The organism is Sphingomonas sp. DC1600-2, assembly GCF_049897605.1.
Classification (GTDB): Bacteria; Pseudomonadota; Alphaproteobacteria; order Sphingomonadales; family Sphingomonadaceae; genus Sphingomonas.
In genome coordinates, this window is the sequence record NZ_JAFCWO010000001.1 from 717,974 (window position 1) to 742,249 (window position 24,276).

22 protein-coding genes and 1 tRNA gene are annotated in these 24,276 nt (G+C 64.7%); 9 read left to right on the forward strand and 14 right to left on the reverse strand.

Annotated elements, in window-relative coordinates:
• Positions 1-61: 61 nt before the first annotated feature.
• Together recN and ACP7BL_RS03320 are read right to left on the reverse strand one after the other, a co-directional pair.
• Positions 62-1,726 carry a DNA repair protein RecN gene (gene recN, locus ACP7BL_RS03315; protein WP_033965574.1) on the reverse strand — a complete coding sequence of 555 codons (1,665 nt, stop codon included), beginning with the start codon at positions 1,724-1,726 and terminating at the stop codon, positions 62-64.
• Between the two features lie 64 nt (positions 1,727-1,790).
• A complete protein-coding gene (locus ACP7BL_RS03320) occupies positions 1,791-2,744 on the reverse strand; it encodes an outer membrane protein assembly factor BamD (RefSeq protein WP_033965572.1) in 954 nt (317 codons plus the stop codon).
• Positions 2,745-2,880: 136 nt separating this feature from the next.
• On the opposite strand from ACP7BL_RS03320, the gene ACP7BL_RS03325 reads away from it, so the two are divergent.
• Both ACP7BL_RS03325 and ACP7BL_RS03330 read left to right on the forward strand, forming a co-directional pair.
• Positions 2,881-3,705: a class I mannose-6-phosphate isomerase gene (locus tag ACP7BL_RS03325; RefSeq protein ID WP_033965571.1), complete on the forward strand. Its 825-nt coding sequence runs from the start codon at positions 2,881-2,883 to the stop codon at positions 3,703-3,705.
• 61 nt (positions 3,706-3,766) lie between these two features.
• Complete coding sequence (locus ACP7BL_RS03330; RefSeq protein ID WP_426257609.1) at positions 3,767-4,939, forward strand: glycosyltransferase; 1,173 nt, start codon at positions 3,767-3,769, stop codon at positions 4,937-4,939.
• On the opposite strand, the gene ACP7BL_RS03335 is transcribed toward ACP7BL_RS03330, so the two are convergent.
• From ACP7BL_RS03335 to yajC, 5 genes are read right to left on the reverse strand one after another with little or no spacing between them, the layout of a single operon-like run.
• Positions 4,925-6,115: a DUF3089 domain-containing protein gene (locus tag ACP7BL_RS03335; protein WP_426257610.1), complete on the reverse strand. Its 1,191-nt coding sequence runs from the start codon at positions 6,113-6,115 to the stop codon at positions 4,925-4,927. The genes ACP7BL_RS03330 and ACP7BL_RS03335 overlap by 15 nt on opposite strands.
• Positions 6,116-6,169: 54 nt before the next feature.
• Positions 6,170-6,550 carry an Mth938-like domain-containing protein gene (locus ACP7BL_RS03340; protein ID WP_426257611.1) on the reverse strand — a complete coding sequence of 127 codons (381 nt, stop codon included), beginning with the start codon at positions 6,548-6,550 and terminating at the stop codon, positions 6,170-6,172.
• On the reverse strand, positions 6,550-7,503 hold the full coding sequence (gene secF / locus ACP7BL_RS03345) for a protein translocase subunit SecF (protein ID WP_033965568.1): 954 nt from the start codon (positions 7,501-7,503) through the stop codon (positions 6,550-6,552). The genes ACP7BL_RS03340 and secF overlap by 1 nt, the downstream gene beginning before the upstream one ends.
• Before the next feature lie 12 nt (positions 7,504-7,515).
• Complete coding sequence (gene secD / locus ACP7BL_RS03350) at positions 7,516-9,105, reverse strand: protein translocase subunit SecD (protein ID WP_033965567.1); 1,590 nt, start codon at positions 9,103-9,105, stop codon at positions 7,516-7,518.
• Between the two features lie 4 nt (positions 9,106-9,109).
• The gene (yajC, locus tag ACP7BL_RS03355; protein ID WP_033965566.1) at positions 9,110-9,454 is read right to left on the reverse strand and encodes a preprotein translocase subunit YajC; all 345 of its coding nucleotides are present in this window, start codon (positions 9,452-9,454) and stop codon (positions 9,110-9,112) included.
• A 135-nt stretch (positions 9,455-9,589) separates the two neighbouring features.
• Here yajC and ACP7BL_RS03360 point away from each other — a divergent pair, with 135 nt between their 5' ends.
• The 3 genes from ACP7BL_RS03360 to ACP7BL_RS03370 all read left to right on the forward strand — a co-directional run bounded on the left by ACP7BL_RS03360 (position 9,590) and on the right by ACP7BL_RS03370 (position 10,758).
• Positions 9,590-9,901: a putative quinol monooxygenase gene (locus ACP7BL_RS03360; RefSeq protein WP_033965565.1), complete on the forward strand. Its 312-nt coding sequence runs from the start codon at positions 9,590-9,592 to the stop codon at positions 9,899-9,901.
• 29 nt (positions 9,902-9,930) lie between these two features.
• A complete protein-coding gene (locus ACP7BL_RS03365) occupies positions 9,931-10,617 on the forward strand; it encodes a hypothetical protein (RefSeq protein ID WP_426257612.1) in 687 nt (228 codons plus the stop codon).
• Between the two features lie 64 nt (positions 10,618-10,681).
• Positions 10,682-10,758, forward strand: a tRNA-Pro gene (locus tag ACP7BL_RS03370).
• A 37-nt stretch (positions 10,759-10,795) separates the two neighbouring features.
• Here ACP7BL_RS03370 and ACP7BL_RS03375 read toward each other — a convergent pair.
• A complete protein-coding gene (locus tag ACP7BL_RS03375; RefSeq protein ID WP_426257613.1) occupies positions 10,796-12,193 on the reverse strand; it encodes a hypothetical protein in 1,398 nt (465 codons plus the stop codon).
• A gap of 201 nt (positions 12,194-12,394) precedes the next feature.
• On the opposite strand from ACP7BL_RS03375, the gene ACP7BL_RS03380 reads away from it, so the two are divergent.
• On the forward strand, positions 12,395-13,018 hold the full coding sequence (locus ACP7BL_RS03380; protein WP_033965563.1) for a response regulator transcription factor: 624 nt from the start codon (positions 12,395-12,397) through the stop codon (positions 13,016-13,018).
• On the opposite strand, the gene ACP7BL_RS03385 is transcribed toward ACP7BL_RS03380, so the two are convergent.
• The 3 genes from ACP7BL_RS03385 to ACP7BL_RS03395 are packed head-to-tail and all read right to left on the reverse strand — an operon-like array spanning position 12,994 to position 17,644.
• On the reverse strand, positions 12,994-13,713 hold the full coding sequence (locus ACP7BL_RS03385) for a response regulator transcription factor (protein WP_033965562.1): 720 nt from the start codon (positions 13,711-13,713) through the stop codon (positions 12,994-12,996). The genes ACP7BL_RS03380 and ACP7BL_RS03385 overlap by 25 nt on opposite strands.
• Position 13,714: 1 nt before the next feature.
• Positions 13,715-16,612 carry a PAS domain S-box protein gene (locus ACP7BL_RS03390; RefSeq protein ID WP_426257640.1) on the reverse strand — a complete coding sequence of 966 codons (2,898 nt, stop codon included), beginning with the start codon at positions 16,610-16,612 and terminating at the stop codon, positions 13,715-13,717.
• Positions 16,613-16,618: 6 nt separating this feature from the next.
• Positions 16,619-17,644, reverse strand: a complete 1,026-nt coding sequence (locus ACP7BL_RS03395) for an MASE1 domain-containing protein (protein WP_426257614.1) — start codon at positions 17,642-17,644, stop codon at positions 16,619-16,621.
• A 132-nt stretch (positions 17,645-17,776) separates the two neighbouring features.
• Between ACP7BL_RS03395 and ACP7BL_RS03400 the strand changes: the two genes are divergently transcribed.
• From ACP7BL_RS03400 to ACP7BL_RS03410, 3 genes are all read left to right on the forward strand, one after another.
• Positions 17,777-21,037 (forward strand): S41 family peptidase, encoded by a 3,261-nt coding sequence (locus ACP7BL_RS03400; RefSeq protein WP_426257615.1) that lies wholly within the window; start codon positions 17,777-17,779, stop codon positions 21,035-21,037.
• Between the two features lie 238 nt (positions 21,038-21,275).
• Entirely contained in the window at positions 21,276-21,815 is a 540-nt protein-coding gene (locus ACP7BL_RS03405; RefSeq protein ID WP_426257616.1) for a glycoside hydrolase family 108 protein, read from the forward strand.
• 74 nt (positions 21,816-21,889) lie between these two features.
• The gene (locus ACP7BL_RS03410) at positions 21,890-22,294 is read left to right on the forward strand and encodes a holin family protein (protein ID WP_426257617.1); all 405 of its coding nucleotides are present in this window, start codon (positions 21,890-21,892) and stop codon (positions 22,292-22,294) included.
• Here the strand turns inward: ACP7BL_RS03410 and ACP7BL_RS03415 are convergent.
• The 3 genes from ACP7BL_RS03415 to ACP7BL_RS03425 form a co-directional block, all read right to left on the reverse strand.
• Complete coding sequence (locus ACP7BL_RS03415; RefSeq protein WP_426257618.1) at positions 22,225-22,857, reverse strand: M16 family metallopeptidase; 633 nt, start codon at positions 22,855-22,857, stop codon at positions 22,225-22,227. The two genes, ACP7BL_RS03410 and ACP7BL_RS03415, sit on opposite strands and share 70 nt — an antisense overlap.
• A gap of 155 nt (positions 22,858-23,012) precedes the next feature.
• Entirely contained in the window at positions 23,013-23,513 is a 501-nt protein-coding gene (locus tag ACP7BL_RS03420; protein ID WP_426257619.1) for a hypothetical protein, read from the reverse strand.
• Positions 23,510-24,276, reverse strand: a 767-nt coding sequence (locus ACP7BL_RS03425) for an IS3 family transposase (protein ID WP_426257620.1), incomplete at its 5' end; no start/stop codon positions are given. The genes ACP7BL_RS03425 and ACP7BL_RS03420, both read right to left, overlap by 4 nt.

The following is a 24,276-nucleotide window of genomic DNA, read 5'->3' on the forward strand; positions in this document are numbered from 1 at the left end:
CGGGATGAACTCGGGGTGACGGATTCGGTGCTGGGTTTGCGGGTTGCCGATACGGATGGCTTTACGCCGTCTCCAACAACCTATCGGCTTGCGCGCGCGCCTCGGGCGTGATCGTCGCGCCCGACAGCATCCGTGCGATTTCCTCGCGGCGGGCCGTGTCGTCGAGCGTCGTCACGCCGGTACGGGTGACGGTCCCGTCATGGCTCTTGGCGATCAGCAGGTGGTGCTGCCCTCGCGCCGCGACTTGCGGGCTATGCGTGACCACCAGCAATTGCGTCGCTTGCGCCAGCCGCGCCAGACGTTCCCCGATGGCACTCGCCACGGCACCGCCGACGCCACGATCGATTTCGTCGAAGATCATCGTCGCGGCCCCGCCTTGATCGGCCAGCGCAACCTTCAGCGCGAGGATGAAGCGCGACAATTCGCCACCCGAGGCGATCTTGACCAATGGCGCGAAGGGCGCGCCGGGGTTGGTCGAAATCTCGAATTCGACGCGGTCCTTGCCCGCCGCCGACCATTGTTCGCCGGGCGCTGGCGCGACGACGGTGCGGAAGCGGGCGGCATCGAGTTTCAGCGGGATCAACTCCCCCTTGACCGCAGCGTCGAGCCGCACTGCGGCGGCGGTGCGCGCCTCGCTCAACGCGGCGGCGGCCCTGTCATAAGTCGCGCGCGCAGCGGCGAGCTTCGCTTCGAGCGCGGCGATGCCTTCTTCCCCGGCATCGAGCGCCTCCAGCTTGGCGGTCAGGTCGTCAGCCAACTCGGCCAGTGCATCGGGTTGGACGCGGTGCTTGCGCGCCATGCCGCGCAGTTCGAACAGCCGCGCCTCATCCTCCTCCAGCGCGGCGGGATCGAACCACAGATCGGCCTTGGCCTCGCGCAGTTTCTCCTCGGCGACCGCGCCCTCGATCACCGCGCGGTCCACCGCCGCCAGCGCTTCGGCGAGCGCCTCGTGGTCCTCTGCAATCCGCTCCAGTACGCGCGCCGCCTGGCGGAGTTGCGCAAGGCCACCGTCCGATCCCTCCAGCCAGCTTTCGATCGCGGCGAGATCGGCGGCGATCTTTTCCGAACGCTGCATCGTTCGGCGGCGTTCGGCGAGGGCTTCTTCCTCCCCCGGTTCGGGGGCGAGCGCGCGCAGTTCGGCGACGGCGTGTTCCAGCCACTCACGGTCGCGTGCGGCAGTGTCGATCGTCGCGCGCGCGGTCGCCAGCGCAGCTTCGGCATCGCGCCATGCTTTATAGGCGGTCGCCGTAGCGCCCGCGTCGATCCGTCCGAACGCATCGAGCAAGGCACGGTGCCCGCGCGCGTTGAGCAGCCCACGATCATCGTGCTGGCCGTGGATTTCGACGAGATAGGTTGCGAGCTCGCGCAACAGGCCCGCCGACGCAGGCTGATCGTTGACGAAGGCGCGGCTGCCGCCATCGGCCTTGACGATGCGGCGGATCATCAGCGGCTCGCCGGGATCGACGTCGAAGCCGTTCTCGCCCAGCAGCGCGGCGATCGGCCCGGTGGTGTGGGGCGTATCGAAGGTGGCGGTGACCACGGCTTGCGCGGCACCCTGCCGCACCAGCCCGGCCTCGCCGCGCGCGCCGAGCGCCAGGCCCAGCGCATCGAGCAGGATCGATTTGCCCGCACCGGTCTCACCGGTCAGCACGCCCAGGCCCTGCCCGAAGTGCAGGTCCAGCGCCTCGATCAGCACGACGTCACGGATGGCGAGAGAGATCAGCATGGGTCTGCCGCCCGCTTTACCCGAACAATCGATGTTCCGGTATCGTTCTTTTCGCCGCGCGCGGTCAGCTACCCGGGTTCGGATTGCCTGGGTTGGTCGACGAACCGCCCGAGGTCGGCAAAGCGCGCGCGTCGCGCTTCGGCTCGTGGGTTTTGAGCGGCTTGTCGGGAAGCGATTTGTCGGGCAGCGGCACGATCAACTGGCCCGGCGCGATCGCCGCGACCGCGACGGGCGGGTGTTCCTCCGACAATTTGTAGGCGCGGCTATACCATTGCGTGCCGGGATAATTGGCCCCCAGCACGGCCGCCGCCTTGCGAGCCTCATCGGGCACGCCGAGCGCGAGATAGGTTTCGGTCAGCCGCATCAGCGCCTCGGGTGCGTGCGTGGTCGTCTGATAATCGTCGACCACCTTGCGGAAGCGCATCGTCGCGGCGAGCCATTGGCCGCGCGTTTCGTAGAAGCGACCGATCTCCATTTCCTTGCCGGCCAAATGGTCGCGCACGAGATCGATCTTGAGTCGTGCATCGGCGGCATAGCGCGTGTTGGGGTAGCGGCGCGTCAATTCGCCAAGCGCATCGAGCGCCTGCTGCGTGATCTTCTGGTCGCGCGTGACGTCGCTGATTTGCTCATAATAGCCGAGCGCGACGAGATAATAGGCATAAGCCGCGTCGCGGTTGCCGGGGTGGACCGATATGAAACGCTGTGCGGATTGGATCGAAGCGGTGTAATCATGCGCGAGATAATAGCTGAACGCGCTCATCAACTGTGCACGACGCGCCCATACCGAATAGGGGTGCTGCCGCTCGACCTCGTCAAACAGCGCCGCTGCCAGCTTATATTCCTTATTGTCGAGCCGCTGCTTCGCTGCTGTGTACAGCGTGCCGACGTCGCGCGCGACATAGGGTATGTCGCCCTTGGTCCGGTTGCGCGCGCACCCCGTGGAGGTGAGCACGGTCGCGGCGATCAGGCCGACCGCGAGGCTGCGGAAAAGGGGCGAGCGGGTAAGGGGGGTACGCATCGGCGTAAGCCTTAGCCTAACCCCGGATGCGCGAACAATCCTTTTCGACGGCATGCTTGCGACGGCGCGTTTTCAATACGGATCGCTTCGCGCTATCGGAGCGTTGCCATTTTCGGATTCGATTGGAGTACCCCCTGTGACCGCCACCCTGCTTGCCACCAAACGCGTCGAGAAACCCTGGGGTCGCACGCAACTGTGGCCCGGCTTCGCCAATCCGGCACCTGGCGGCGAGAAGATCGGTGAGGTGTGGTTTCAGACGCCGCATGCAGGCGAGCCCGAGCTGCTGATCAAATATCTCTTCACCAGCGAAAAACTGTCGGTGCAGGTTCACCCCGACGATGCGGCAGCGCAGGCGGCGGGCTATCCGCGCGGCAAGGACGAGGCGTGGCTGATCCTGGCAGCCGAACCCGATTCGACGATCGCGCTCGGCACGCTGGAACCGATGACGCACGAGGCGTTGCGCGCGGCGTCGCTCGACGGTTCGATCGAGCATCTGCTCGACTGGAAACCGGTAAAGGCGGGCGAATTCTATTATTCGGAAGCGGGGACGATCCACGCGATCGGTGCTGGCATCACTGTGATCGAGGTGCAGCAGAATGTCGATCTGACGTATCGCCTGTACGATTATGGCAGCGACCGCGAACTGCATCTGGATGCGGGCGTGGCGGTATCCAACCCCGTGCCGTTCGTGCCGCTGCCGACGCCTGCACCGGACGGCCGCGACCATCAGGTGCTGGCCGAAGGGCCGAAATTCGTGGTCGAGCGCTTTGCTGCCGGTCACCGCGTAATCGATTTGCCCGAGGGCGTGACGGCGTGGCTGGTGCCGGTCGCCGGTGCCGGTGTCGTCGATGGCGTTGCGTGGCAAGCGGGCGAGTGTCTGACGCTGTCCGGTCGCTGTGAAATTGCGGCGGAGGTCGGAAGCGACTTGCTGCTGGCGTATCCCGGCGACAAACGCATTTGAACCGGCCCCTCCCTGAAAGCCGGGGAGGGAAACGGTAAGTGTTTCGCGCTACATCGCACCGATGCTGCGCGTACTGACCCTTTCGACGCTGTTTCCCGATGCGTCGCGGCCCAATTTCGGCGTGTTTGTCGAACGGCAGACGCTTGGGCTGGCGGCGCATCCAGGGGTCGATCTGCGCGTGGTGGCACCGCTGGGGATACCGCCTTGGCCGCTTGCGCGGCACGGGCATTATGCCCCGCTCGCGGCCTTGCCCGAGCGCGAGACGTGGAAGGGCCTCGACATCCGCCGCCCGCGCTTTCTCGCGCTGCCCGGCACCGGCGGGCGGTTTCATGCGGGTTCACTGGTGCGACGGCTGGTCCCCCTGCTCACCGCGCTACGCCGCGATTTCGCGTTCGACGTGATCGATGCGGAGTTCTTTTTCCCCGATGGTCCGGCTGCGGTTGCGCTGGGGCGGCATTTCGGCGTGCCGGTGTCGATCAAGGCGCGCGGGGCGGACATCCATCATTGGGGGCGCGCGCCCGCGACCGCCGCGCAGGTGATCGCGGCGGGGCAAGCGGCGGACGGGCTGCTCGCCGTGTCGCAGGCAATGCGCCACGACATGGCCGTGCTCGGCCTGCCTGAAGCGGGGATTCGGGTGCACCATACCGGCGTCGATCTCGATCGTTTCGGAGCCCGCGACCGCGCTGCGGCCAAGGCGGCTTACGGCGTCGCCGGGCCGCTGGTCGTCTCGCTCGGCGCGCTCATCCCGCGCAAAGGGCATGACATCGTCGTGTCGGCAATGGCGTCGCTGCCAGCCGCGACGCTGTTGATCGCGGGCGAGGGCCCCGCACGCGCCGCGCTCACCACGCAGATTGCGAGGCTTGGCCTGACGGATCGCGTGCGGCTATTGGGTAGTGTCCCGCACGACGACCTTCCCGCCTTGCTCGGCGCAGCCGACGTGATGGCGCTGGCATCGGCATCGGAGGGGCTCGCCAATGCCTGGGTCGAGGCACTGGCCTGCGGTACGCCGATTGTGATTACCGGCGCGGGCGGCGCGGCGGAGGTGGTAACCGAGCCTGCCTTCGGGCGCATCACCGAACGCAGCGCGTCCGCTTTTGCAGAAGCGATCGGCGATGTGCTCGCCAATCCGCCGAGCGCGCAGGATGTCCGCCGAGGCGCGGAACGCTTCACCTGGGCGGCCAACACTGCCGCGCTCTACGATCATCTGGCCGGGCTGGTTTCAGCCCGCCGGTGACGGGGGTTGCTTGGCCAGCCACGCCTTGGCCTGCAGGTTGCTCAGCTCGACCAGATTGCCCATCACCACCGGCATGTCGATCAAGTGCAGGCCCCAGTCGCGGAGCGTCATCCCGCCATAAACGATGTCGCCGACGATCGTGCCGGTGCGTTTGTCGGTCGGCTGGGCGTGGATCGTCAGCGCCAGATAATGGGCCTTCCCCGTGCTGGCGCAGGCGGTGCTGAGCAGGCCCGGCACCTTGACGAACGGCGTGGTGACGGGCGCGCCATCGGTCGTCCACGGCCCCATCGGCAAGCTGCTCATGCCAGCGCCCTTTGCGCCGAGATAGGCGTCGGTGGTGGCACCGCCGGTGAGCGCCGCCGGATCGACGCAAGCCGCGACCATGCCGGGCTCGCTAACGATGCCGAAATGGCTGTTGGCGGGCGGCGGCGCATCGGCGCGGAAGGTGACGTAGCTGACAACGCAGCCGACATCCTTGGCGGTGTGGCAGAGCGGGGTCGATTGCAGCTCGCCGCCGACGTCCTTGCCCTCCGGCACCGCGACCGTGGTGCCCGGAATCAGCACCGAGATGATCTGCTGCTGCACCGGCGTGCCCTCGATCGCCTTGGCGACCAGGCTCTTCAGGATCCCCGCGCCTTGGCTATGGCCAATCAGCACGACGCCGCGCCCGTGATTGTCGTAGGCGAGATACTCCTCCCACGCTGCCTTGACGTCGTGATAGGCCATCGCCCGGTCCGACGTGTCGGGCTTGCCGATCAGCTTCGCGCGGAGCGCCGCGATCGTCACCTGGCGATAGAGCGGCGCGAACACGCGGCAATATTTGGCGAAGCGCCCGGCCTGGAAAGCGGCGACCGAATCCTCCTCGGGTCCTGCCACCATGTCGCTATTGGGCGTCGGATCGTTGGAGACCGTTGGGTAGACGTAGAAGCAGTCGAATTTCGGGTCGCTGGTCGCGGAAAACTTCTCGGTGCTGCGCGATCCATCGGCCTTGATGACCGTGGCGTCCTGATTGGCGTCGCACGGATCGACCTTGCCGGGGCGGCAGAGCCAGCTTTCGGGTTTGCCGTAATCGGGGGCGGCAGCGGGTGCGGGCGGTGTGTCGGCGGTTTGCGCGCTGGCAAAAACGGGGCTGGTGGCGGCCAGAGCGGCGGCGGCCAGATATACTCTCATCGTCATAACGCGACTCTCCCCAAGCGTTTTCCGAAGAGGATAACGCCGCCTGCGCGCGCGTCAAAGCGGATAGAGCGCGCCTGCGACCTGACGGCCCTCGCCGCGCAGCACGTCCCAGGCCCGCGCGGCGGCGCGACTGTCCATCGCCTCGACCCCGACCCCTTGCGCCTCCAGCGCGCGGACGAAGGCGGGTGGGGGACGCTGCATCGTCGCACCGGTGCCGAGCAGCAGAAATTCCGGCCGCGGATCGATCGCCAGCAACGGCGAGACCGCCTCTGCGGTCAGCGCCTCAAGCGCGGGCGGGGCCCATTCGTCCGACCCGTCGGGCCAGATCAGTAGCGCGCGATAGACACCGCGAAACGCGTCGGCCTCGACCTTGAACCCGCCTTGCGAGAAGCCGGTGATGATCGGGCCGACTCCTCGCTCGCGTTCGATCCGCATCAGCGCGCCTTGGGCGTTCCGCCGACCGGGGCATCGTCCAGCTTGGGATCGGGGCGCAGGCCGAGCGAGATGAGCAGTGACGATGACACGTAGATCGACGAATAGGTGCCGACGAAAATGCCGAGGATCATCGCCGAGGTGAAGCCGCGCAGCACATGGCCACCGAAGATGAGCAGGGCAAAGAGCGCGAGAAGGATGGTGACCGAGGTCATGACGGTGCGTGGCAGCGTTTCGTTGACCGACAGATCGACGATCGCCGACATGTCCATCTTGCGATAGCGGCGCATGTTTTCGCGGATACGGTCGTCGATCACGATCTTGTCGTTGATCGAATAGCCGATGATCGTCAGCACGGCGGCGACGATATTGAGGTCGAACTCAAACCAGGTCAGCGCGAAGAAGCCAAGTGTCATCAGCACGTCGTGGACGATGGCGACGACGGTCGATACGCCGAACTGCCATTCGAAACGCAGGATCGCGAACAGGCCGATGCCGATCACCGCGAGCACGACCGCGAGGATGCCCTTGCCGATCAGCTCGCCCGATACCTTGCCACCGACGACGTCCTGCTTGGAAAATTTCGCGTCGGGAAATTGCTTGGTCACCGCCGCCTGGACCTGGGCCACGATGCGGTTCGCGGCACCCTCGTCGGTGCTGTGCGGGGGGGGCAGCTTGATCGAGATGGTCTTGCCGTCGGTGCCGACGCTTTGCAGGCGGACTTCGCCCAGGTTCAGCCGGTCGACCGTGGTGCGCAGCGTGTCGAGCGAGGGCGGTGTATCGAACTTTTCCTCGATCATCAGACCGCCGACGAAATCGACGCCGAGATTGAGGCCGCGCGCGACGACCAGACCAACAGCGGCGATCGACAACAATAGCGTCAGCCCGAACGCCCATTTGCGCAGCGAGACGAACGGGAGGTTGGTGTTATCGGGAACGAGTTTCAGCAGGCGCATATGTCTGGCCGATCAAATATTGATTTCGGTCGGGCGATTCTTGCGAATCCACAACACGACCAGCATCCGCGTGAAGGTGACGGCGGTGAACACCGACGTGACGATGCCGATCAGCAGCACGACCGCGAACCCCTTGACCGGGCCCGAGCCGAGCAACAGCATGATCAGGCCCGAAATCGCATGGGTTGCGTTCGCCTCGAAGATCGTGCGGCTCGCTTCCTTGTATCCCAGTTCGACCGACTGGATCACGCTGCGGCCGCGGCGGCGTTCCTCGCGGATGCGCTCGTTGATCAGCACGTTCGCGTCGACTGCGGTGCCGATCGTCAGCACGAAGCCCGCAATACCCGGCAGCGTCAGCGTGCCGTTGAGCAACGCCAGCACGCCCATGATGACCATCACGTTGATGACCACGGCGTAGTCGGCATAGAAACCGAAGCGACCGTAGGTGACGATCATGAACACCACGACCAGCGCGACAGCGATGCTCGACGCCAGGATGCCGGCGTGGATCGAGTCGGTGCCGAGATCCGAACCGACGCTATGCTCCTCGATCACCTTCAGCGTGATCGGCAATTTGCCCGAGCTGAGCGCGATCGCCAGGTTGTTGGCGGATTCGACGGTGAAGCGGCCTTCGATATAGCCCGAGCCACCCAGAATTGGCGTGTTGATGCGCGGCGCGGAAATCACTTGGCCATCGACGATCACGGCGAAGGCCTTGCCCGTATTGTCCTGCGTGATCCGTGCGAAGATGCGACCGCCATCTGAATTGAAACCGAAATTGACGATCGGCTCGGTCGAATCCTGCTTGAAGCCCTGGCTTGCGCTCAGCAACTGGTCGCCGGTCAGGATCGCCTTGCGCTTGACCAGGATCTTTGCCTGCGGTCCGCCTTCGGGATACGGCAGTACCTGGCTGCCTGCGGGGACGATCCCGCCCGGCACATAGGGCGTGTCGTCGACCATCTTGAATTCGAGCTTGGCGGTCTTGCCGAGCAAATCCTTCAGCGCCTTGGGGTCCTTCAACCCCGGCACCTGCACCACGATGCGGTCGGTGCCCTGGCGGACGATGGTCGGCTCCTTGGTGCCGAGCTTGTCGATACGCGTGCGCACCACATCGGTGGCGGTTGCCATCGCATCGTTGACGGCCTGTGTGATGCCGGCCTGGGTCGGCGTCATCACGATGCGCTGTCCGTCGATGACGCTCAGATCCCAGTCGCGCTGCCCGGTCATCCCCGCGCCGCCGATATGCTTGTTCAGCAATTCGCGCGCGGCATCGAGCTGGCGGACGTCGCGCAGCAGGAAGCTCAGCTTGCCGCCGTCGGTCGCGATGTCGCCGATCTGGATCGGCGGCGTCGCGCTGTTCATGTCGTTGAGGATTTCCTCGCGCTTCGCCTCGAGCCGGTTCTTGACCAGTTCCTTGGTGTCGGCCTCAAGCAGCAAATAGCTGCCGCCCGCCAGATCGAGACCGAGGTTGACCTTCGGGTGGGGGAAGCGCCCCCAGCTATTGGTCACCGAGTCGGGCAGGAAACTAGGGATCGCCAACGCCATCAGGCAAGCGAGCAGGCCCAGGATCGAAGCGACCTTCCAGCGCGGGAAATCCAGCATCGGATCAGTCGTTCGCGGGCTTGGCGGTGCCGAGCGGGGTCACCTCGGCCAGCGTCGCCTTGACGACCTTGATCTTCAGCGTCGGCGCGATCTCGACCTCGACCACCTTGTCCTCGACCTTGGTCACCTTGCCGAGCACGCCGCCCGCGGTGATGACCGAATCGCCCTTCTTGACCGCGTTGATCGCGGCGGCCTGCGCCTTGGCGCGGGCTTGCTGCGGGCGCAGGATGAGGAAGTAGAACACGACGAACACGAGCAGCAACGGCGCGAAGCTGACGATCATCGGGAGAAAGCCATCGGGCTGCGCAGCGGCACCGGCGGTCTGGGCGAAGGCGGGGGTGGCGAACATGGGCTACCTTGGTAAAGCTGGACCCGCCTGCGCATCTTGGCATGCGGGGATGGCGAGATCTTGCGACCTCGTTACAAGCGGCGGGCGCTATCATCTAGTGTGCGTTCACGCAACATGCGGGTTGGAGACAGACATATGACGATCATCGTAATGGGCCATATCAAGACCGTACCGGGCGATCTGGCAAAGATGACCGAGTTGCTCGCGGCACATGTCGAAAAGGTCCGCGCGGAAGAGGGCTGTGAACTCTACGCCTTCGCCGTCGATGTCGCCGATCCAGACCTGTTGCATATTTCCGAACGCTGGGCCTCGGTCGAGGCGCTGGGCGCGCATGGCGAGGCACCGCACCAGACGGCCTTCGGTCGCGCGCTCGGTGATTTCGGAATCGTTGATTTCAGCGTGAAGGCATGGGACGGCACGTTCTGGAGGACGCTGCGCGGAGAATAGCGCGCCCCGCCGCGCGAGGGAGGATTGCCATGAGACTGTTCCTGGCTGCTACCGTTCTGGTATCGACACCGTTCGCAACACCGGCCTTCGCGCAAGCGCCCAACGGGCGCGAGGCGCTGACTCAGATGGCGTTTTTTGCGCGGGACAAGGCGGTGGCGCTGGACCAGATCGCCAGCGTCGAGGCGGCGGCGCGGGTGACGCTGGCGCGTGCGCCGACCGATGCCGAGGCGCTGATGACGCGGGCGATGGCGACGAGCTATCGCGCCAAGCTCACCCGCAGCCGCGCCGACGCGCTGTCCGCGCGCGACCAGTTTGAGGCGATCGCCCGCCGCAACCCGCGCGATGCCGAGGCGCAGGCGGCCTGTGGCGCGTGGCACCTCAATGCCGTCGTGTCGCTCGGCACGCTGATGGCGCGCGGTGCGCTTGGCGCGCGCAAGGCCGACGGCCTCGAGTCGCTCGACCGCGCGATCGCGCTCGGCGGGGACCGCGCGCTGTTCCCCGCGCTGGAAGGGCTGCTGCGACTCGCCATCGACGGCAGCGATGCCGGGGCCGCAGCCTTGCTTGCGCGCGCCGCGAAGGGCAGCACGCCGACTCCGCTGGACCGAATCCTGCAGCGCCACGCGGTGCAGCTGGAGGCGGTGGTGCAGGGCGGCGATGCCAAGCTGATCCAGGCGCTGGCCAAACGCCTGCTGCCGCTCGGCCAGATCAAGCAATAACGGGTGTTCGCGCGGAAGTGGCTTGCATCGCGGCGCGCGCCAGCCTAGACGCGCCTCCCTCGGTCGGGGCGTAGCGCAGCCTGGTAGCGCATCACACTGGGGGTGTGGGGGTCGCAGGTTCGAATCCTGTCGCCCCGACCAGAGATTCCTCCCTTGCAAAGCGGTTGCCCAGTGCTCGTTAGAGCCGCGCCACCACCACGCCCAGCACCACCACCACCAACGGCACGCCCGCCAGAACCCACCGCCAGCGCGGTAGCGCGCGGATATCGGCGCGGGGGAGCGTCAGCGCGGCGGCGATGCCGATGGCGGCGATCGTCCACAAATGATAGCGCACTTCGGACGCCACGCTCAGCGGGAGATAGCTGAAGCCGTACAGCACCGCCGACCACGCCATCGCCGCCGCTGGGTCGAGTGTCCGCACCGCTGGCCGCAGCACCAGCAGGCCGACCCCGAGCGCGAGCCAGCAGATCGGCCAGCCGAACGGCGTTCGCAGCAACGCCTGCGCCGCCGTCGCCACCGCATCGCGCGCGGCATTGGGGGCGAGCGTGAAGCCCCACGGATTGGGATCCGACGCGAGCGACAACCCCGGCAAATCGGCATCGTGAACGAGGAACCGCGAATTGCTGTTGAAATGCGCGAGGCGATGCTCGGCATAAGCCAGCGGATGTGCCAGCACGGCCTTCGCCCACCAGGCATAAGGGCCGTGCCCGGCCCTGAGCGGGGTGCGCAGCGTGGTGAAGCCGATCGCGCACGGATCGGCTCCCCACCAGGCATAGCGATCCCACGATACCGGTGTGTAGCATTGGGCATTGACCGCAACCGGGTCGTCGACCTCGACCGCTGGAAACATGGCGGCACCGCTGAAGCGCCCGATCCCGCCGAGATCGTAAATAACCAGCGACAGCTCGACCCCGCTGCGCTCGGCGTGGAGCGCGGCATTGGCGAGCGGCAGTGCCAGGGCCAGCGGGATTGCGGCGAGCACGCTGGTCATGGCCAGGCGCGGCAGCGACCGTCGCCAGGCCGCTGGGGCCGTCAGCACGAGCAGCGGCAGGCAGGCAGGCACGGCGTTGAAGCGCAGCGTCGCCGCTGCCACCAGCACGATCGCGGCGATGCTCCTGCCCCAGCGCTCGCCCGGTCGTGCGGCCGCAATCAGGCCGCTTGCCAGCAGTAGCGCACCGGCGAACAGGCTGTCTTTCAATACCGTGCCGATCAGCACCAACATTACCGGTGACAAGGCCAGCACGGCGATAACCAGCGCAGCACGGCGGTGATCGCGCCGTGTTGCACGCAGCCACAATGCGGTTCCGCTCCAATACAGGGCAAGCTGGAGCACGAGCATCGGTGCCGGCCCGGAGCCGAACACCCGAAATTGCCGCCACAGCCAGCTCATGCCGGGCGGATGCCAATCGTCATATCGACCGCTAAGGGCCTGACCGTATTGCCGAATTGCGTCCCAGGTGAGGATCCCCGGCCAGAAGAGCAGGCCGTGCGCCACGGCGACGAGCAAGACGACCGTAAACGCCAGGGCGATCGACCGCTGGTCGCGGGTACGCCATCGTGTTGAAAGGCCGCTCACTGGCAACCGCTACCATAGCAGCAAATAAATTTCATCCGTCGTCAATCCGTAATATGCGGACTGACGTACTATTAAAAATTACGCTAACATCGTTTGAATGTCTTGAAGTTCCGTAGTATTTTTCGACGGCAGAGGTCGTCTGCCGGTGCGGTGCGGGTTAGCGGCCGCCGCGAAAGGCGATGAAGCAGGGGGAGACAGAGCTTGGCTCGAACGATCTTGATCGCGGATGATCATCCGATGTGTGCCACCGCCTTGGGAATGGCCGCCCAGCAAGTCGAGCCCGAAATCGCTATCGACCAGGTCGGGACGATTTCCGACGCAACTGCTTTGGCGCAGGAGCGCAAATTCGACCTGATCCTCCTCGATCTTGGTTTGCCGGATGTACAGGGTTTGGCCGGTTTGCTGATGTTGCGGCGCTTGCAGCCGCACGCGAGAATCGCAATCGTCACCAGCAGCGATCAGCCCGCCTTGATGCGGCGCGCGGCGCAGGAAGGGGCCAGTGGCTTTATTCCCAAAAGCGAGCCGATGTCCGCGATGGTAAAGGCGATCGCGGCATTGCTGTCGGGCGAAACCTCGTTTCCCCCGGAAATGCTGGAAGGTAGCGATCCGGTCGAGACGCCGTCGTTGATTGGAGAATTGTCGCCGGCGCAATTCCGCGTGCTGCGCGCCGCCGCCGATGGCAGCCAGAACAAGCAAATCGCGTATGAGCTGGGCATCGCCGAAACCACCGTGAAGACGCATTTCGCGCAGATTTTCAAGAAACTGCGCGTCACCAACAGGACGCAGGCGATCTTGGCGCTTCAGGCGCTAGACGTCGCTGCGTGACGGCGCGCCTGGTCGATTGCGGCGACGGTCGCAGTCGCGCAGGCGACAATCGGGCCTCCGCTGCGTTCGGTCTCCTGCTCGATCGCGCGGCACTGCTGGGCGAGATCGAGCGCGCCAATCCCGTCTGCCGCGCCGCGGAGCGCATGGGCCTGGGTGACCGCGCGCCGAAAGTCCTCTTCGGCTAGCAGTGTGGCGATCCGGTTGGCGCGCTCGACAATGTCGGTCGCCATCATCGCGAGGAGCGTGTCGGCCTGGGCATAGCCGACGGCAGCGCGCAAATCCGCCAGGCGCGCCATGTCGATCAGCGATGCGCCATCGGTGGGCGGCGGTGGGGTCGCCAGCAACTGTTCGATCTTGTCGATCAACGCGCCCGGATTGAAGGGTTTGCGGACATAGTCATTGGCACCCGCCTCCATGGCGAGCTTCGCATGCCATTCGCTGCGCCGCGCCGTCAGGATCAACACCGGCAACGTCTGGAACATCGCGGACTGGCGGATTTCGCGGAGAATGGCGAGGCCGGTCTTGCCTGGCAAAGCGCAATCCAGAATCGCCAGATCGGGGCCGCATTCCCACAACACGTCCACCGCATCATCCCCGTCGCGGACTGCGACCACCGTGTGGCCGAGCGGTGCCAGCGTACGGGCAACGATGGCGCATAGCAGCTCGTCATCGTCGACCATGACAATCGTCGCCATCTTACACGCTCTCGGCAGCAGCAGCCCGCAATTGCGCTCGTGCAGCCTGCAGAAACGCCGCGGTGCCGATATGATGCCCGGCACCGAGCTGCTCGTCGAGATCGGCTGCGATGGTGCCCAGGTCTGCTTTACCGAAGAAAGCCGCCGTGCCCGCCAGCAGGTGTAAAGCCTCCTGCACGTCATCGATCGCCCGTTTCGGGTCGGTAGTAGGCCCTCCGTTTTCCCCCAACGCAATGTCGAGCGCGGTGAAGGTTCGCTGCACACGCGCTTCGAACTGCGCAATCAGTTCGGGATCCGCGCTTGCGGGAAGCGGTGCTTCGGTTGGCACACCCGTTGGCGGTATCGCCCAGCGCCGCACGGCATGGTCAAGCGCGCTGAGGCGGACGGGCTTGGCCAGATGGTCTTGCATGCCGGCCGCGCGGCAGGCCTCGATGTCGCTGGCATAGGCATTTGCGGTCAGTGCGATGATCGGCAAGGTGGTGGGCGCTATGCCGCCTTGACGGATGCGTTGCGTCGCGACCAGTCCGTCAATGTCCGGCATTTGCATGTCCATCAGTACCAATCCAAACGGATTCCCGTGTGTCGCGGCATCCTGCACCATCGCAATGGCCTCGATACCGCCGCGCGCAATGACCGGATCATAACCGAGTCGTGTCAACATTGCCTTTATGAGAAGCTGGTTGACCTCGTGATCTTCCGCCACCAGCACGCGTGCGCCGGGCACGGGCGGCAAGGTCGCGGCCGGGGTGGGCTTGATCGCCGGCGCATTAGGGGGTGCCACCGGCAGGGGAACACGCAAGGTGATCGTCGTTCCGATCCCCACCGCGCTGAACAATGACAGCGACCCCTGCATCAATTTGGCCAATTTCGACGAGATCGAGAGGCCGAGCCCAGTGCCGCCATATCGGCGCTCGGTCGAGCTGTCTTCCTGGACGAACTCTCCGAAAATCGCGGCCTGGCGGTCCGGCGCGATGCCGATGCCCGTGTCACCGACCGAAATGGCGACATCGCCATCTACCATCGCGACGCTGAGCGTGATTGCGCCGTGTTCGGTGAATTTTGCGGCATTACCGAGCAAGTTCAGGATAATCTGGCGCAGCCGCAGCCCATCGCCGATCACCATATTGGGAACATCGTCGGCGATTTCCGTCTGCAATTCCAGCCCGCTGCGCATGGCGATCGGCAGGATCAGTTTGGCGCAACTTCGGGCGAGATGGCGCAGGTCGACCCGATCGTGCGCCAGCGTGACATGCCCGGCCTCGATCTTCGACAAATCGAGAATGTCGTTGAGCAACCGCATCATCGCGGTCCCCGATTCGGCGATCATCTGCAGCTTTTGTTGCTGGTCGGGGCGCGGGTCTTCCGCGAGCAGCAAATCCGTAAAGCCAAGCACACCGTTCATTGGCGTACGGATTTCGTGGCTCATATTGGCCAGGAAGCTCGATTTCGCCTGGGCGGCGACCTCGGCATGGCGCCGTGCCGAATCGAGGTCGAATTCGAGCTGTTTGCGCACGGTGATGTCGCGGATCGAGCTGATGATTTCGAGTGGCTGGTGCGTCTCGGGGTCGCGCACCAACCCACTATTGGCCTCGAGCCAAATCCAGGTTCCCGGGCGACCAACGGGCTCCGCGCGATAGGTCGTGACGCAGCGCTCGATCTCTCCCGCGGCGAGCGCCCGGTGGGCCTCGAGAACCGATTTCTCGTCCTCTGGATGAAAGCGGGTGAGGACCATTTCTCCGATGAGGTGCTGCGGAGCGATGCCAAGCATGTCGCCCACCGATGGCGAAGCATAAAGACACACTCCGTCCAACGACAGGCGAAACACAGCGTCGGTCGCGTTTTCGGCGAGCAGGCGCAACTGTTCCTCGCTCGCGGCGAGGGCTGCTTCTGCGGCCTTTCGTTCGGTGATATCGATGTCGACGCCGAGGAAGCCGATCCGCTTGCCTTCGGAGTCATATTCATTGACGGCGAGCACCTCGACCCAGCGCTCGACTCCGTCGCGCAGGAAACGAAAATCCATGCGGACTTTTTGGGCACCGCCCACCGCTTCGTTCCAGGTCTTGGAGACGCGTGCCAGGTCGTCGGGATGGATCGCCTTGCTCCAGCCATAACCCATCGATTGTTCGTAGCTCAGCCCGGCAAATTCCATCCAGGCGCGATTGACATAGGTGACCCGCCCCTCGGTATCGGTGCGGAAAATACCAGCGGGCGAAAGGTCTGCGAGCGTTTCGAACAAGCGCTTGCTCTCGGCGAGCGCAATCCGTGATTGCCGTTGCTCGGTGATGTCGATGATCGCGCCGATAAAGCCGGTCAGCACGCCATTTTCGTCAAATTCAGGGCTGTTGACGGTCTGGAACCACAATTCCCGTCCGTCCGAACCCCGAAAGGCGTTGTCGCGGACCCGCACATCGCCCGGTTTGAAGTCTTCCCAGGCGGGCTGTTCCAGAAAGGGTGTTGGGTCGACCAGAGCGCGCATCCAGCCGTTGCCCAGCGCATCCTCCATGCTTAGCCCGACCTTGTCGGCCCAAGCGCGGTTGACATAGGTCAGCCCGCCCGTGGCACCTGCGCGGAAAATTCCGACGGGAGCGGTTTCTGCCAGGCGCCGGAAGCGCGCTTCGCTCTCGGTCAGGGCGTGCTGTGTCGCAACCGTCTCTGTAATATCGCGAATGGTACCGATCGTCCCGGCGAAACTGCCGTCCGGCTCGGCGAGGCGGCGCAGCATGGTCTCGATATGGCGGCATTCGCCAGCGGCATTGAAGAAGCGTTGCCGCAGGGTCGCTTCGGTCACCTCTCCGCTGATGATTTTGTTGAAACGCGCGTCCCCCTGGGCGCGGTCTTCGGGCAAAAGATATTCGGTTGTTGATCGCCCCAGGCTTTCCGCAACACTATAGCCGGTAATCGTTTCTCAGGCGGGATTCAGGAAGATCCAGCGCCGCTCGGCATCGGTCCGGAACACGATTTCCTGCATCGAGGATACGAGGGTTTCCGAAAAGTCGCGGCTGCGCTTCAACTCCTCGCGAATGCGCTCGCGTCCCGCGATCGCCGCCGCGAACGGCAGGCTGATTCCGAAACACGCAGCCAGGAACAGTTGCAGCAGATGGACGCGTGTCGCGAGCGTCCCGCCGATCATGTAAGCCGGGCCCAGCCCCGACAGCGTTCCCACCGTACCGATGATACCGACCACCGCGATCGCGGCGGCCGCTCCGCGGACGCCCAGTCGGAATGAGGCCAGAATGATCAAGGGCAGTGCAACGAAGAACATCGGATAGGCGGGTTGTAGAAACACGATTGCCGCCACCAGAGCATTGGCGGTCAGGATCGCCGCGATCTCGAACGCGCGCGGGGGGGTGACCTTGCGGCGATTGCTCCAGCTATCGATTGCGATCAAAGCGATCGGCCCGCCGATCAACATCCCCAGGCTATCGGCGAGAAACCAATATCGCCAAATCGACAGGCCATGCCAAAGATCGTGCGGAGCCAGCCAGAGCGTTGCGGCCACCCCGGACACGGCCGGGGCGACGCCGCAGCAACATAGGGCGAAGCGCAGCAGGTCGCGAAAGTCGGCCATGTCGGGCGTGTGTTTCTGCCACCGCATCAGCAGCCAACTGCCGCCGATCGCTTCGGCACAATTGACCGCCGCGAGTACCGGGGAAAATAGCGGAGGATCCCCGTTCAAGCTGGCGGCAAGGCACAAGGCAATGAAGGCCGTCGCAATCCAATACCAAGCACTGCGCCAGCCTGCTTGCAAGATGGTCGCGGCAAGTGCCGCGTTGGCCAACCATAAGGGTGCGACATACCCATTACCGCGCGATATCGCGACGCCGCCCCAAGCCAATAATAGGATGAGGCCGCCAAACAGAGCAAGTGCAGCACTGTGCGGTCGGCGGACTGGCACCACGGGAGAAAACGCCGGGAGAGTGATAGGGTCCATTTCGGCCCTGTTGAACCTCTTCGGTTAAGCCGATGCTAACATGGCAGACGGCGCTTGTGATGAACACTGTTTTACGCTTTGCTGATGAGAAATGGCGATAAGCAAATTCCTATAATATTGAGGCGTGCTTCCATGATCTTCCGGGGCCTTGCATTCGCCGCGGCGACGTTGCTCGCATCGACCGCACTCGGGTCGCGTTCTGCGTCCGCACAAGAGGGCGGTGCCAGGGCGGCCTTTGCCGAGCCGAGCCTGTCGCCCGATGGCAGTCTCATCGCCTTCGCCTCGGGCGGGGACATCTGGGAAGTGGCGGCGACCGGCGGCACCGCCCGCCCGCTCGTCACCGATGCCGCGACCGAGGGACGCCCGCTTTATTCGCCGGATGGCACCCGGCTCGCCTTCACCTCCACCCGTGGGGGCAGCCAGAATCTGTACGTGCTGGATCTCGCCAGCGGCGCGGTGACGCGATTGACCTATGCGGAATCGGCTGAAGAACTCGATGCCTGGTCACCCGACGGCAAATACCTCTATTTCGCCTCGGGCGTTGCCGATGTCGGGCGGCAGGCGGATATCTATCGGGTGGCGGCATCGGGCGGCACGCCCATGCAGGTCAGCCGCGAGAAATATCTCGCCGAATTTCAGGCGGCACCGTCGCCCGACGGCACCATGCTGGCGATCAACGCGCGCGGCCTGAGCGGGGCGCAATGGTGGCGCAACGGCACCTCGCATATCGATGAGACCGAGCTGTGGTTGAAACCCGTCGCCGAGGGCGGTGCCTATCGCCGCTTGTTGCCCGGCGGTGAGAAGCACGCCTGGCCGATGTGGAGCCGCGACGGCCACAGCATCGTCTATATGAGCGCGCGTGGCGGCACAGAAAATCTGTGGCGCGTGGGGCTGGGCGAGGGGGCGGCACCCGAACAACTGACGCACTTCGGCGATGGTCGGCTACTCTACCCGTCGATGGCGGCGAATGGATCGGCCATCGTGTTCGAGCGCGATTTCGGCGTGTGGCGCTATGATCCCGCGACCGGCCAGGCGAGCGCGGTGCCGATCACGCTGCGCGGGGCCGCCAACGGGACGCCGCGCCGCCACGAACAATTGCAGAGCTTCAGTCGCCTCGCTGTTTCGGGAGACGGGCAGAAGGTCGCGGTGATCGGCCACGGCGAAGTCTTCGCCGCCCCGGCCAAGGATGGCGGCCCGGCACAGCGCATCACCAATACGCCGGGGGCCGAGCGCGAAGTGGTGTGGTCGCCCGACAGCCGCCGCGCCTTGGTCATCTCCGAGCGCGGGCTCGACCATGCGCTGGTCGAATATGATGTCGCCAGCGGTCGCGAGACGATGCTCACCACACACGGCATCGCGTCGGTGCCGTCCTACGCCCCCGACGGCAAGTCGGTGGCCTATGTGCTCAACGACCGCGAACTGCACCTGGTCACGCTTGGGGCAGGCGGCACCGATCGCACGCTTTTCACCGGTGCAATCGCCACCGACGGGCGCGAGGGGCCGCGCCCGACCTGGTCGCCCGATGGCCAATATGTCGCCTTCCCGTTGCGCGATGCGCGTTCGTTCGTGAACGTCCATGTCGTCCCGGCGGCGGGGGGCGCGGCGCGCCCGGTCAGCTTCCTTGGCAATGGCGAGATGGGTGGCATCGCCTGGTCGCCCGATGGCAAGTATATCCTGTTCGACACCGCGCAGCGCAGCGAGGATTCGCGTGTCGTCCGCATCGATCTGCTGCCGCACGTGCCCAAGTTCCGCGAGGACAAGTTCAGCGACCTGTTCAAGCCCGGCAAACAGCCAGGCGCGCCCGAAGTCCCCACCGATATCCCCGCGCCCGCCACGCCAAAGCCGCTGCCGGTAGCAACGAAAAAAGGTGCTGCGCCGGTGCTCGCGCCCAAAGTGCCGCCCGTCACCATCGTGTGGCAGGGATTGCGCGGGCGCGCGACGATCCTGCCGCTGGGCCTCAGCGCCGACACCCCGGTGATCAGCGCCGACGGCAAGACGCTGGTCTTCCGCGCATCGGAAAAGGGGCGGGCCAATCTCTACAGCTACAATCTCGACGAACTCGCCGACGAGCCCCCGGTCGCACAGCAATTGACGCAGAGCGATCGTCCCAAGGGCGATTTCGCACTGTCGGGGGATGGCAAGGTTCTGTTCTATCTCGACGGCGGACGTGTCGTTTCAACGCCGATCGATTCCCCCAAGCCCAAGCCGATCAATGTCGCGGCCGATATGGACGTCGACTTCGCGACCGAGAAGCAGGTCGTGTTCGATGAAGCGTGGAGCATCCTGAACCGCAAGTTCTTCGATGCCAGGTTCAACGGCCATGACTGGGCGGCGCTACGCGCGCGCTTCCAGCCCTATGTCGCGGGTGCCCGCACGCCCGACGAACTGCGCCGGATCATTGGCCTGATGATCGGCGAACTCAATGCCTCGCATACCGGCATCAATCGGCCCTTCACGGGGCCGGGGACGCTGCCATCGGGCCGCGTCGGCGATATTGGCGTGCGGTTCGATCGTTCCGCCTACGAGGCCGGGCGCGGGCTCGTCGTGCGCGAGGTGGTGACGCTGAGCCCTGCCGCGATCGAAAAGATCGTGCCGGGCGAGCGCATCGTCAGCGTCGGCGGTGTCGCGGTCGGTGCCCACGACAATCTCGACGCGCTGCTGGAAAATACCGTCGGCCGCCGCGTACGGTTGGGCGTCGAGGGGGCAAATGGCCGCCGCGAGGTGGTGGTGCGCCCGGTTTCGGCCGGAAGCGCGGCCGGGCTCGCTTACCGCCAATGGGTCGACGATCGCCGCGCGCTGGTCGAGCGATTGTCGGGCGGCAAGCTCGGCTATGTCCATATCGCCGACATGTCGTCAGAATCGCTCGATCAGCTCTATCTTGATCTCGATGCGGAAAATCAGGGCAAGCAGGGCGTGGTGGTCGATATCCGCAACAACAATGGCGGCTTCATCAACGGCTATGCGATCGACGTGTTCGCACGGCGCAACTATTTGACGATGACGCCGCGCGACCTGTTCTCGCTGCCGGGGCGCCAGGCCTTGGGGCAGCGTGCGCTCGGCAAGCCGACCGTGCTCGTCACCAACGAATCCTCGCTCTCGGATGCGGAGGATTTCACCGAAGGCTATCGCGCGCTCGGGCTCGGCAAGGTCGTCGGGCAGCCGACGGCGGGATGGATCATCTTTACCGGGGCTGAGCCGTTGATCGACGGCTCCTCGGTACGCACGCCGAGCACGCGCATTCAGGACGGGCGCGGGCAGGATATGGAAATGCACCCGCGCCCGGTTGACTTGGCGGTGGAGCGGGCCTTGGGGGAAAGTGCGACTGGCCAGGACGCGCAGTTGCGCGCAGCGGTGGATGTATTGCTGGCGCAAGTGGGGTCGGGGAAGCCGTAAGCGAGGCGTCATCTTCTCCCCTCCCTGGAAGGGAGGGGCTGGGGGTGGGTTGGCCAATGGCTGGGGATGCGTTCGATAACGGGCCGACCCACCCCCGACCCAGCGTGGGGTCGGTCATGCCCCCAGCATGACCTGAACAGCGCGGGGCGCTGTTCACCCAACGCTCTTCCAGGGAGGGGACGAGCAAGGCTGTCCTACAAATACCAAATAGGTTACTTCCTTATGCCAGGAGGTAGCCATGACCATCGACAGCTTGATCGACACCGTGCTGGATCGCGAAGGGGGATACGTCAACCATCCCGCCGATCGTGGCGGCGAGACACGGTTTGGGATTACCGCCGCCGTGGCGCGCGCCAATGGCTATGATGGGCCGATGTGCAGTTTTCCGGTCGAGCGGGCGCGGGCGCTGTATCGGCGGCTCTATTGGGAGGCACCGCGCTTCGACGCCATTGCCGAACACGCGCCCGGTCTTGCCGCCGAGCTGTTCGACAGCGGCGTCAATATGGGGCCGGCGGTCGCAGCCGCCTTCCTGCAACGCGCCCTCAACGCGCTCAATCGCGGGGCCACCGATTACCCTGACATGCCCGTCGACGGGCGTATCGGCGCGGTGACGCTCGCTGCGCTTGCGGCCTTTCTCAAGCGGCGCGGGGCAGGCGGCGAGGCGGTGCTGCTCAAGGCAATCGAGGCGTTGCAAGGCGAACGCTATGTCGCGCTTGCCGAGCGCCGCCTGGCCAATGAAGCCTTTCTCTACGGGTGGCTCGCCAACCGAATTGGTTAACCCGCGTGAACCCCGAAACTGGGGGGACGTAGCGTGGACTTTGTGGACTTCCGACCTTCAACAGGAGTGAGATCATGGGACTTCTCGACGGCCTGATCGGCCCCATCACCAGCATCATCGACAAGATCATCCCCGACCCCAAGGCGCGCGACGAGGCCAAGCTCAAATTGCTCACGCTGCAGGGCACGCAAGAGATGGAGCAGGTCAAAACGCAGATCTCGGCGATCCTGGCCGAAGCGCAAAGCGCCGATCCCTGGACCAGTCGCGCACGGCCGAGCTTTCTCTACGTTATGTATACGCTCTTGCTGTGGGCGATCCCGATGGGCCTGATCGCGGCTGCGCAACCGCAAATGGCCAGGGACATCGCGGCGGGGATGAATGCGTATCTGAATGGTATCCCGGAGCCGCTTTATGCGCTCTTCGGCACGATCTGCGCACTTTGCAGGTTGTCGAGGCTGCCGATCGTGCCGCGTGCATAAGGATGGCGGGTGTAAGAAATCGCCGGGAAATAGAGTGAGAACAGCTTGCCGTAAGGCCGCGCATTGGTGTTCTGGCGCAGCTCCTCCTTCACCACGTCGCGTTCGGAGGCGAAGCTCTTCGGCTCGACGACGAGCGCGGCCATCCGGTCGGCCTCTGCGAACAGCAGGCGCTGCAAGTGGTTGGCCGGGATCGTCTCGTGATATTCGGTATAGTCGTCATTGGTTGAGGCGTTGTTGTTACCGCCGACATCCTCGGTCAGCCGGTCCATCTGCTCCGAGACCAGATTCCGCGTCGCCTTGAACATGAGATGTTCGAACATGTGCGCAAAGCCCGAGCGACCGGCCGGGTCATCCTTTGAGCCGACATCGTACCACACTTGCACCGAGACGTTGGGCGTCGACGTGTCGCGGATGGCATAGACGCGAAGGCCGTTGGCGAGCGTGCGTTCGGTGAAGCCAATCGGCTTGATCGCGGGGGCGGATGCTGCCGGGGCAGGTTTGGCGGTGGCGGCGGTCAGCGGAAGCAGGGCAGCGCCCAGCAAGAGGGCGGCACGGGACAGCATGGGGAAAGCTCCGGATGGAGGGAAGCGCACGCGCTCTTCTGTCGCGGAGGCAGGGGGCGTGTCAATCGGGTGGGACACTGCCGCTTTATCTCCCCTCCCTGGAAGGGAGGGGGTATAGTGATAGGTAGCGGAAATTGCATTTGTGACCACAGCTCTCAATGTCGCCTGCTGGCCGACGCTTTCCTAGTGGCATCGATTACCACAATGTCGGAAGCTCGCCCGCCCATTGCCCGACGGTTGGCCTGAATCTCTGTGATCTGTTCGAGCTTTTTGCCCAAGTCGCCAAAGTCCATAACCACGAATATGCCATGCTGCGACCGCGATGCATCTAGGTATATTTCCAGTTGTTTTTCGTAACCGTGTCGAACGGTGCCGCTTGATCGTTTCATTTCTACCAAGACACGCGACTGATAACCTTGGGAAAATTTAAAGTCGATGGGGCCACCGCCCATGTTTGCCTCAGGCGAAATATCGACATTATTGGCGTGGCAATATGCATCAGCAATTGCGTAATAGATAAGCTGGGCGGCCCGTTCTTTTTTGGGCTTTTCCTCGATCCACAGCTCTTCCCAGAGATTTCCATTCTCAACATGCTGTTTGAAGAAAGCGATTGTGTCATGGACTTGCCCCGCAAAAGTGGAGAGGCATTTGCTCAACGTGACGCGGTTCGTTCGAACTGCGCGGGGCTGATATAGTCGAGCGCGGAATGGCGCCTGACGGGGTTGTAGAAGCCGTCGATATAGCGGGCAATGGCCTGCGCGGCTTGGTCGCGGGTATAGAAGACGGTGCGCCAGACGAGCTCGGATTTGATCGTCTTGAAGAAGGTCTCCACCATCGCATTATCGTAGCAATTTCCCTTTCCTGACATGGAGATACGGATGCCGTGGCGGTGCAGCTCGGCCTGGTAGTCCACAGAGCAGTATTGGCTGCCGCGGTCCGAATGATGAATGAGCCCTTCGGGCGGACGGCGCATGACGAGGGCCTTGCGCAGGGCGGCCAGCGCCAGATCGCGGTGCAGCCGGTCGCCGACGGCCCACCCGACGACACGGCGGGAGAACAGATCGAGGACCACCGCCAGATAGAGCCATCCCTCCCGCGTCCAGACATACGAGATGTCGACGCCCCATTTCTGGTTGGGTGCCGTCGCCGTAAAATCCTGGTCAATGATGTTCGGCGCGATCGGCCAGCTATGCTCGCTGTCGGTCGTCCGTTTGAATCGACGCTTCTGCCGACCGCGCAGGCCGTTCTCGCGCATCAACCGCGCCGTGCGCCGTCGCCCGATGGCGAAGCCATCATCCTGCAACTCGCGCGTCATGCGCGGACTGCCGTACGTGCCGTTCGACAGCGCAAATGCCGAGCGGACATGCGCCAGCATCACCATGTCATCGCGTTGCCGCCGGCTGGCCGGACGATCCTTCC

Excerpts from the sequence above, each read along its gene's own strand:
- ACP7BL_RS03395 (WP_426257614.1), bottom strand. The coding sequence starts at position 17,644 with ATGGACCCTATCACTCTCCCGGCGTTTTCTCCCGTGGTGCCAGTCCGC.
- recN (WP_033965574.1), bottom strand. The coding sequence starts at position 1,726 with ATGCTGATCTCTCTCGCCATCCGTGACGTCGTGCTGATCGAGGCGCTG.
- secF (WP_033965568.1), bottom strand. The coding sequence starts at position 7,503 with ATGCGCCTGCTGAAACTCGTTCCCGATAACACCAACCTCCCGTTCGTC.
- ACP7BL_RS03400 (WP_426257615.1), top strand. The coding sequence starts at position 17,777 with ATGATCTTCCGGGGCCTTGCATTCGCCGCGGCGACGTTGCTCGCATCG.
- secD (WP_033965567.1), bottom strand. The coding sequence starts at position 9,105 with ATGCTGGATTTCCCGCGCTGGAAGGTCGCTTCGATCCTGGGCCTGCTC.
- yajC (WP_033965566.1), bottom strand. The coding sequence starts at position 9,454 with ATGTTCGCCACCCCCGCCTTCGCCCAGACCGCCGGTGCCGCTGCGCAG.
- ACP7BL_RS03365 (WP_426257612.1), top strand. The coding sequence starts at position 9,931 with ATGAGACTGTTCCTGGCTGCTACCGTTCTGGTATCGACACCGTTCGCA.
- ACP7BL_RS03385 (WP_033965562.1), bottom strand. The coding sequence starts at position 13,713 with ATGGCGACGATTGTCATGGTCGACGATGACGAGCTGCTATGCGCCATC.
- ACP7BL_RS03320 (WP_033965572.1), bottom strand. The coding sequence starts at position 2,744 with ATGCGTACCCCCCTTACCCGCTCGCCCCTTTTCCGCAGCCTCGCGGTC.
- ACP7BL_RS03410 (WP_426257617.1), top strand. The coding sequence starts at position 21,890 with ATGGGACTTCTCGACGGCCTGATCGGCCCCATCACCAGCATCATCGAC.
- ACP7BL_RS03360 (WP_033965565.1), top strand. The coding sequence starts at position 9,590 with ATGACGATCATCGTAATGGGCCATATCAAGACCGTACCGGGCGATCTG.
- ACP7BL_RS03330 (WP_426257609.1), top strand. The coding sequence starts at position 3,767 with ATGCTGCGCGTACTGACCCTTTCGACGCTGTTTCCCGATGCGTCGCGG.
- ACP7BL_RS03340 (WP_426257611.1), bottom strand. The coding sequence starts at position 6,550 with ATGCGGATCGAACGCGAGCGAGGAGTCGGCCCGATCATCACCGGCTTC.
- ACP7BL_RS03415 (WP_426257618.1), bottom strand. The coding sequence starts at position 22,857 with ATGCTGTCCCGTGCCGCCCTCTTGCTGGGCGCTGCCCTGCTTCCGCTG.
- ACP7BL_RS03405 (WP_426257616.1), top strand. The coding sequence starts at position 21,276 with ATGACCATCGACAGCTTGATCGACACCGTGCTGGATCGCGAAGGGGGA.
- ACP7BL_RS03335 (WP_426257610.1), bottom strand. The coding sequence starts at position 6,115 with ATGACGATGAGAGTATATCTGGCCGCCGCCGCTCTGGCCGCCACCAGC.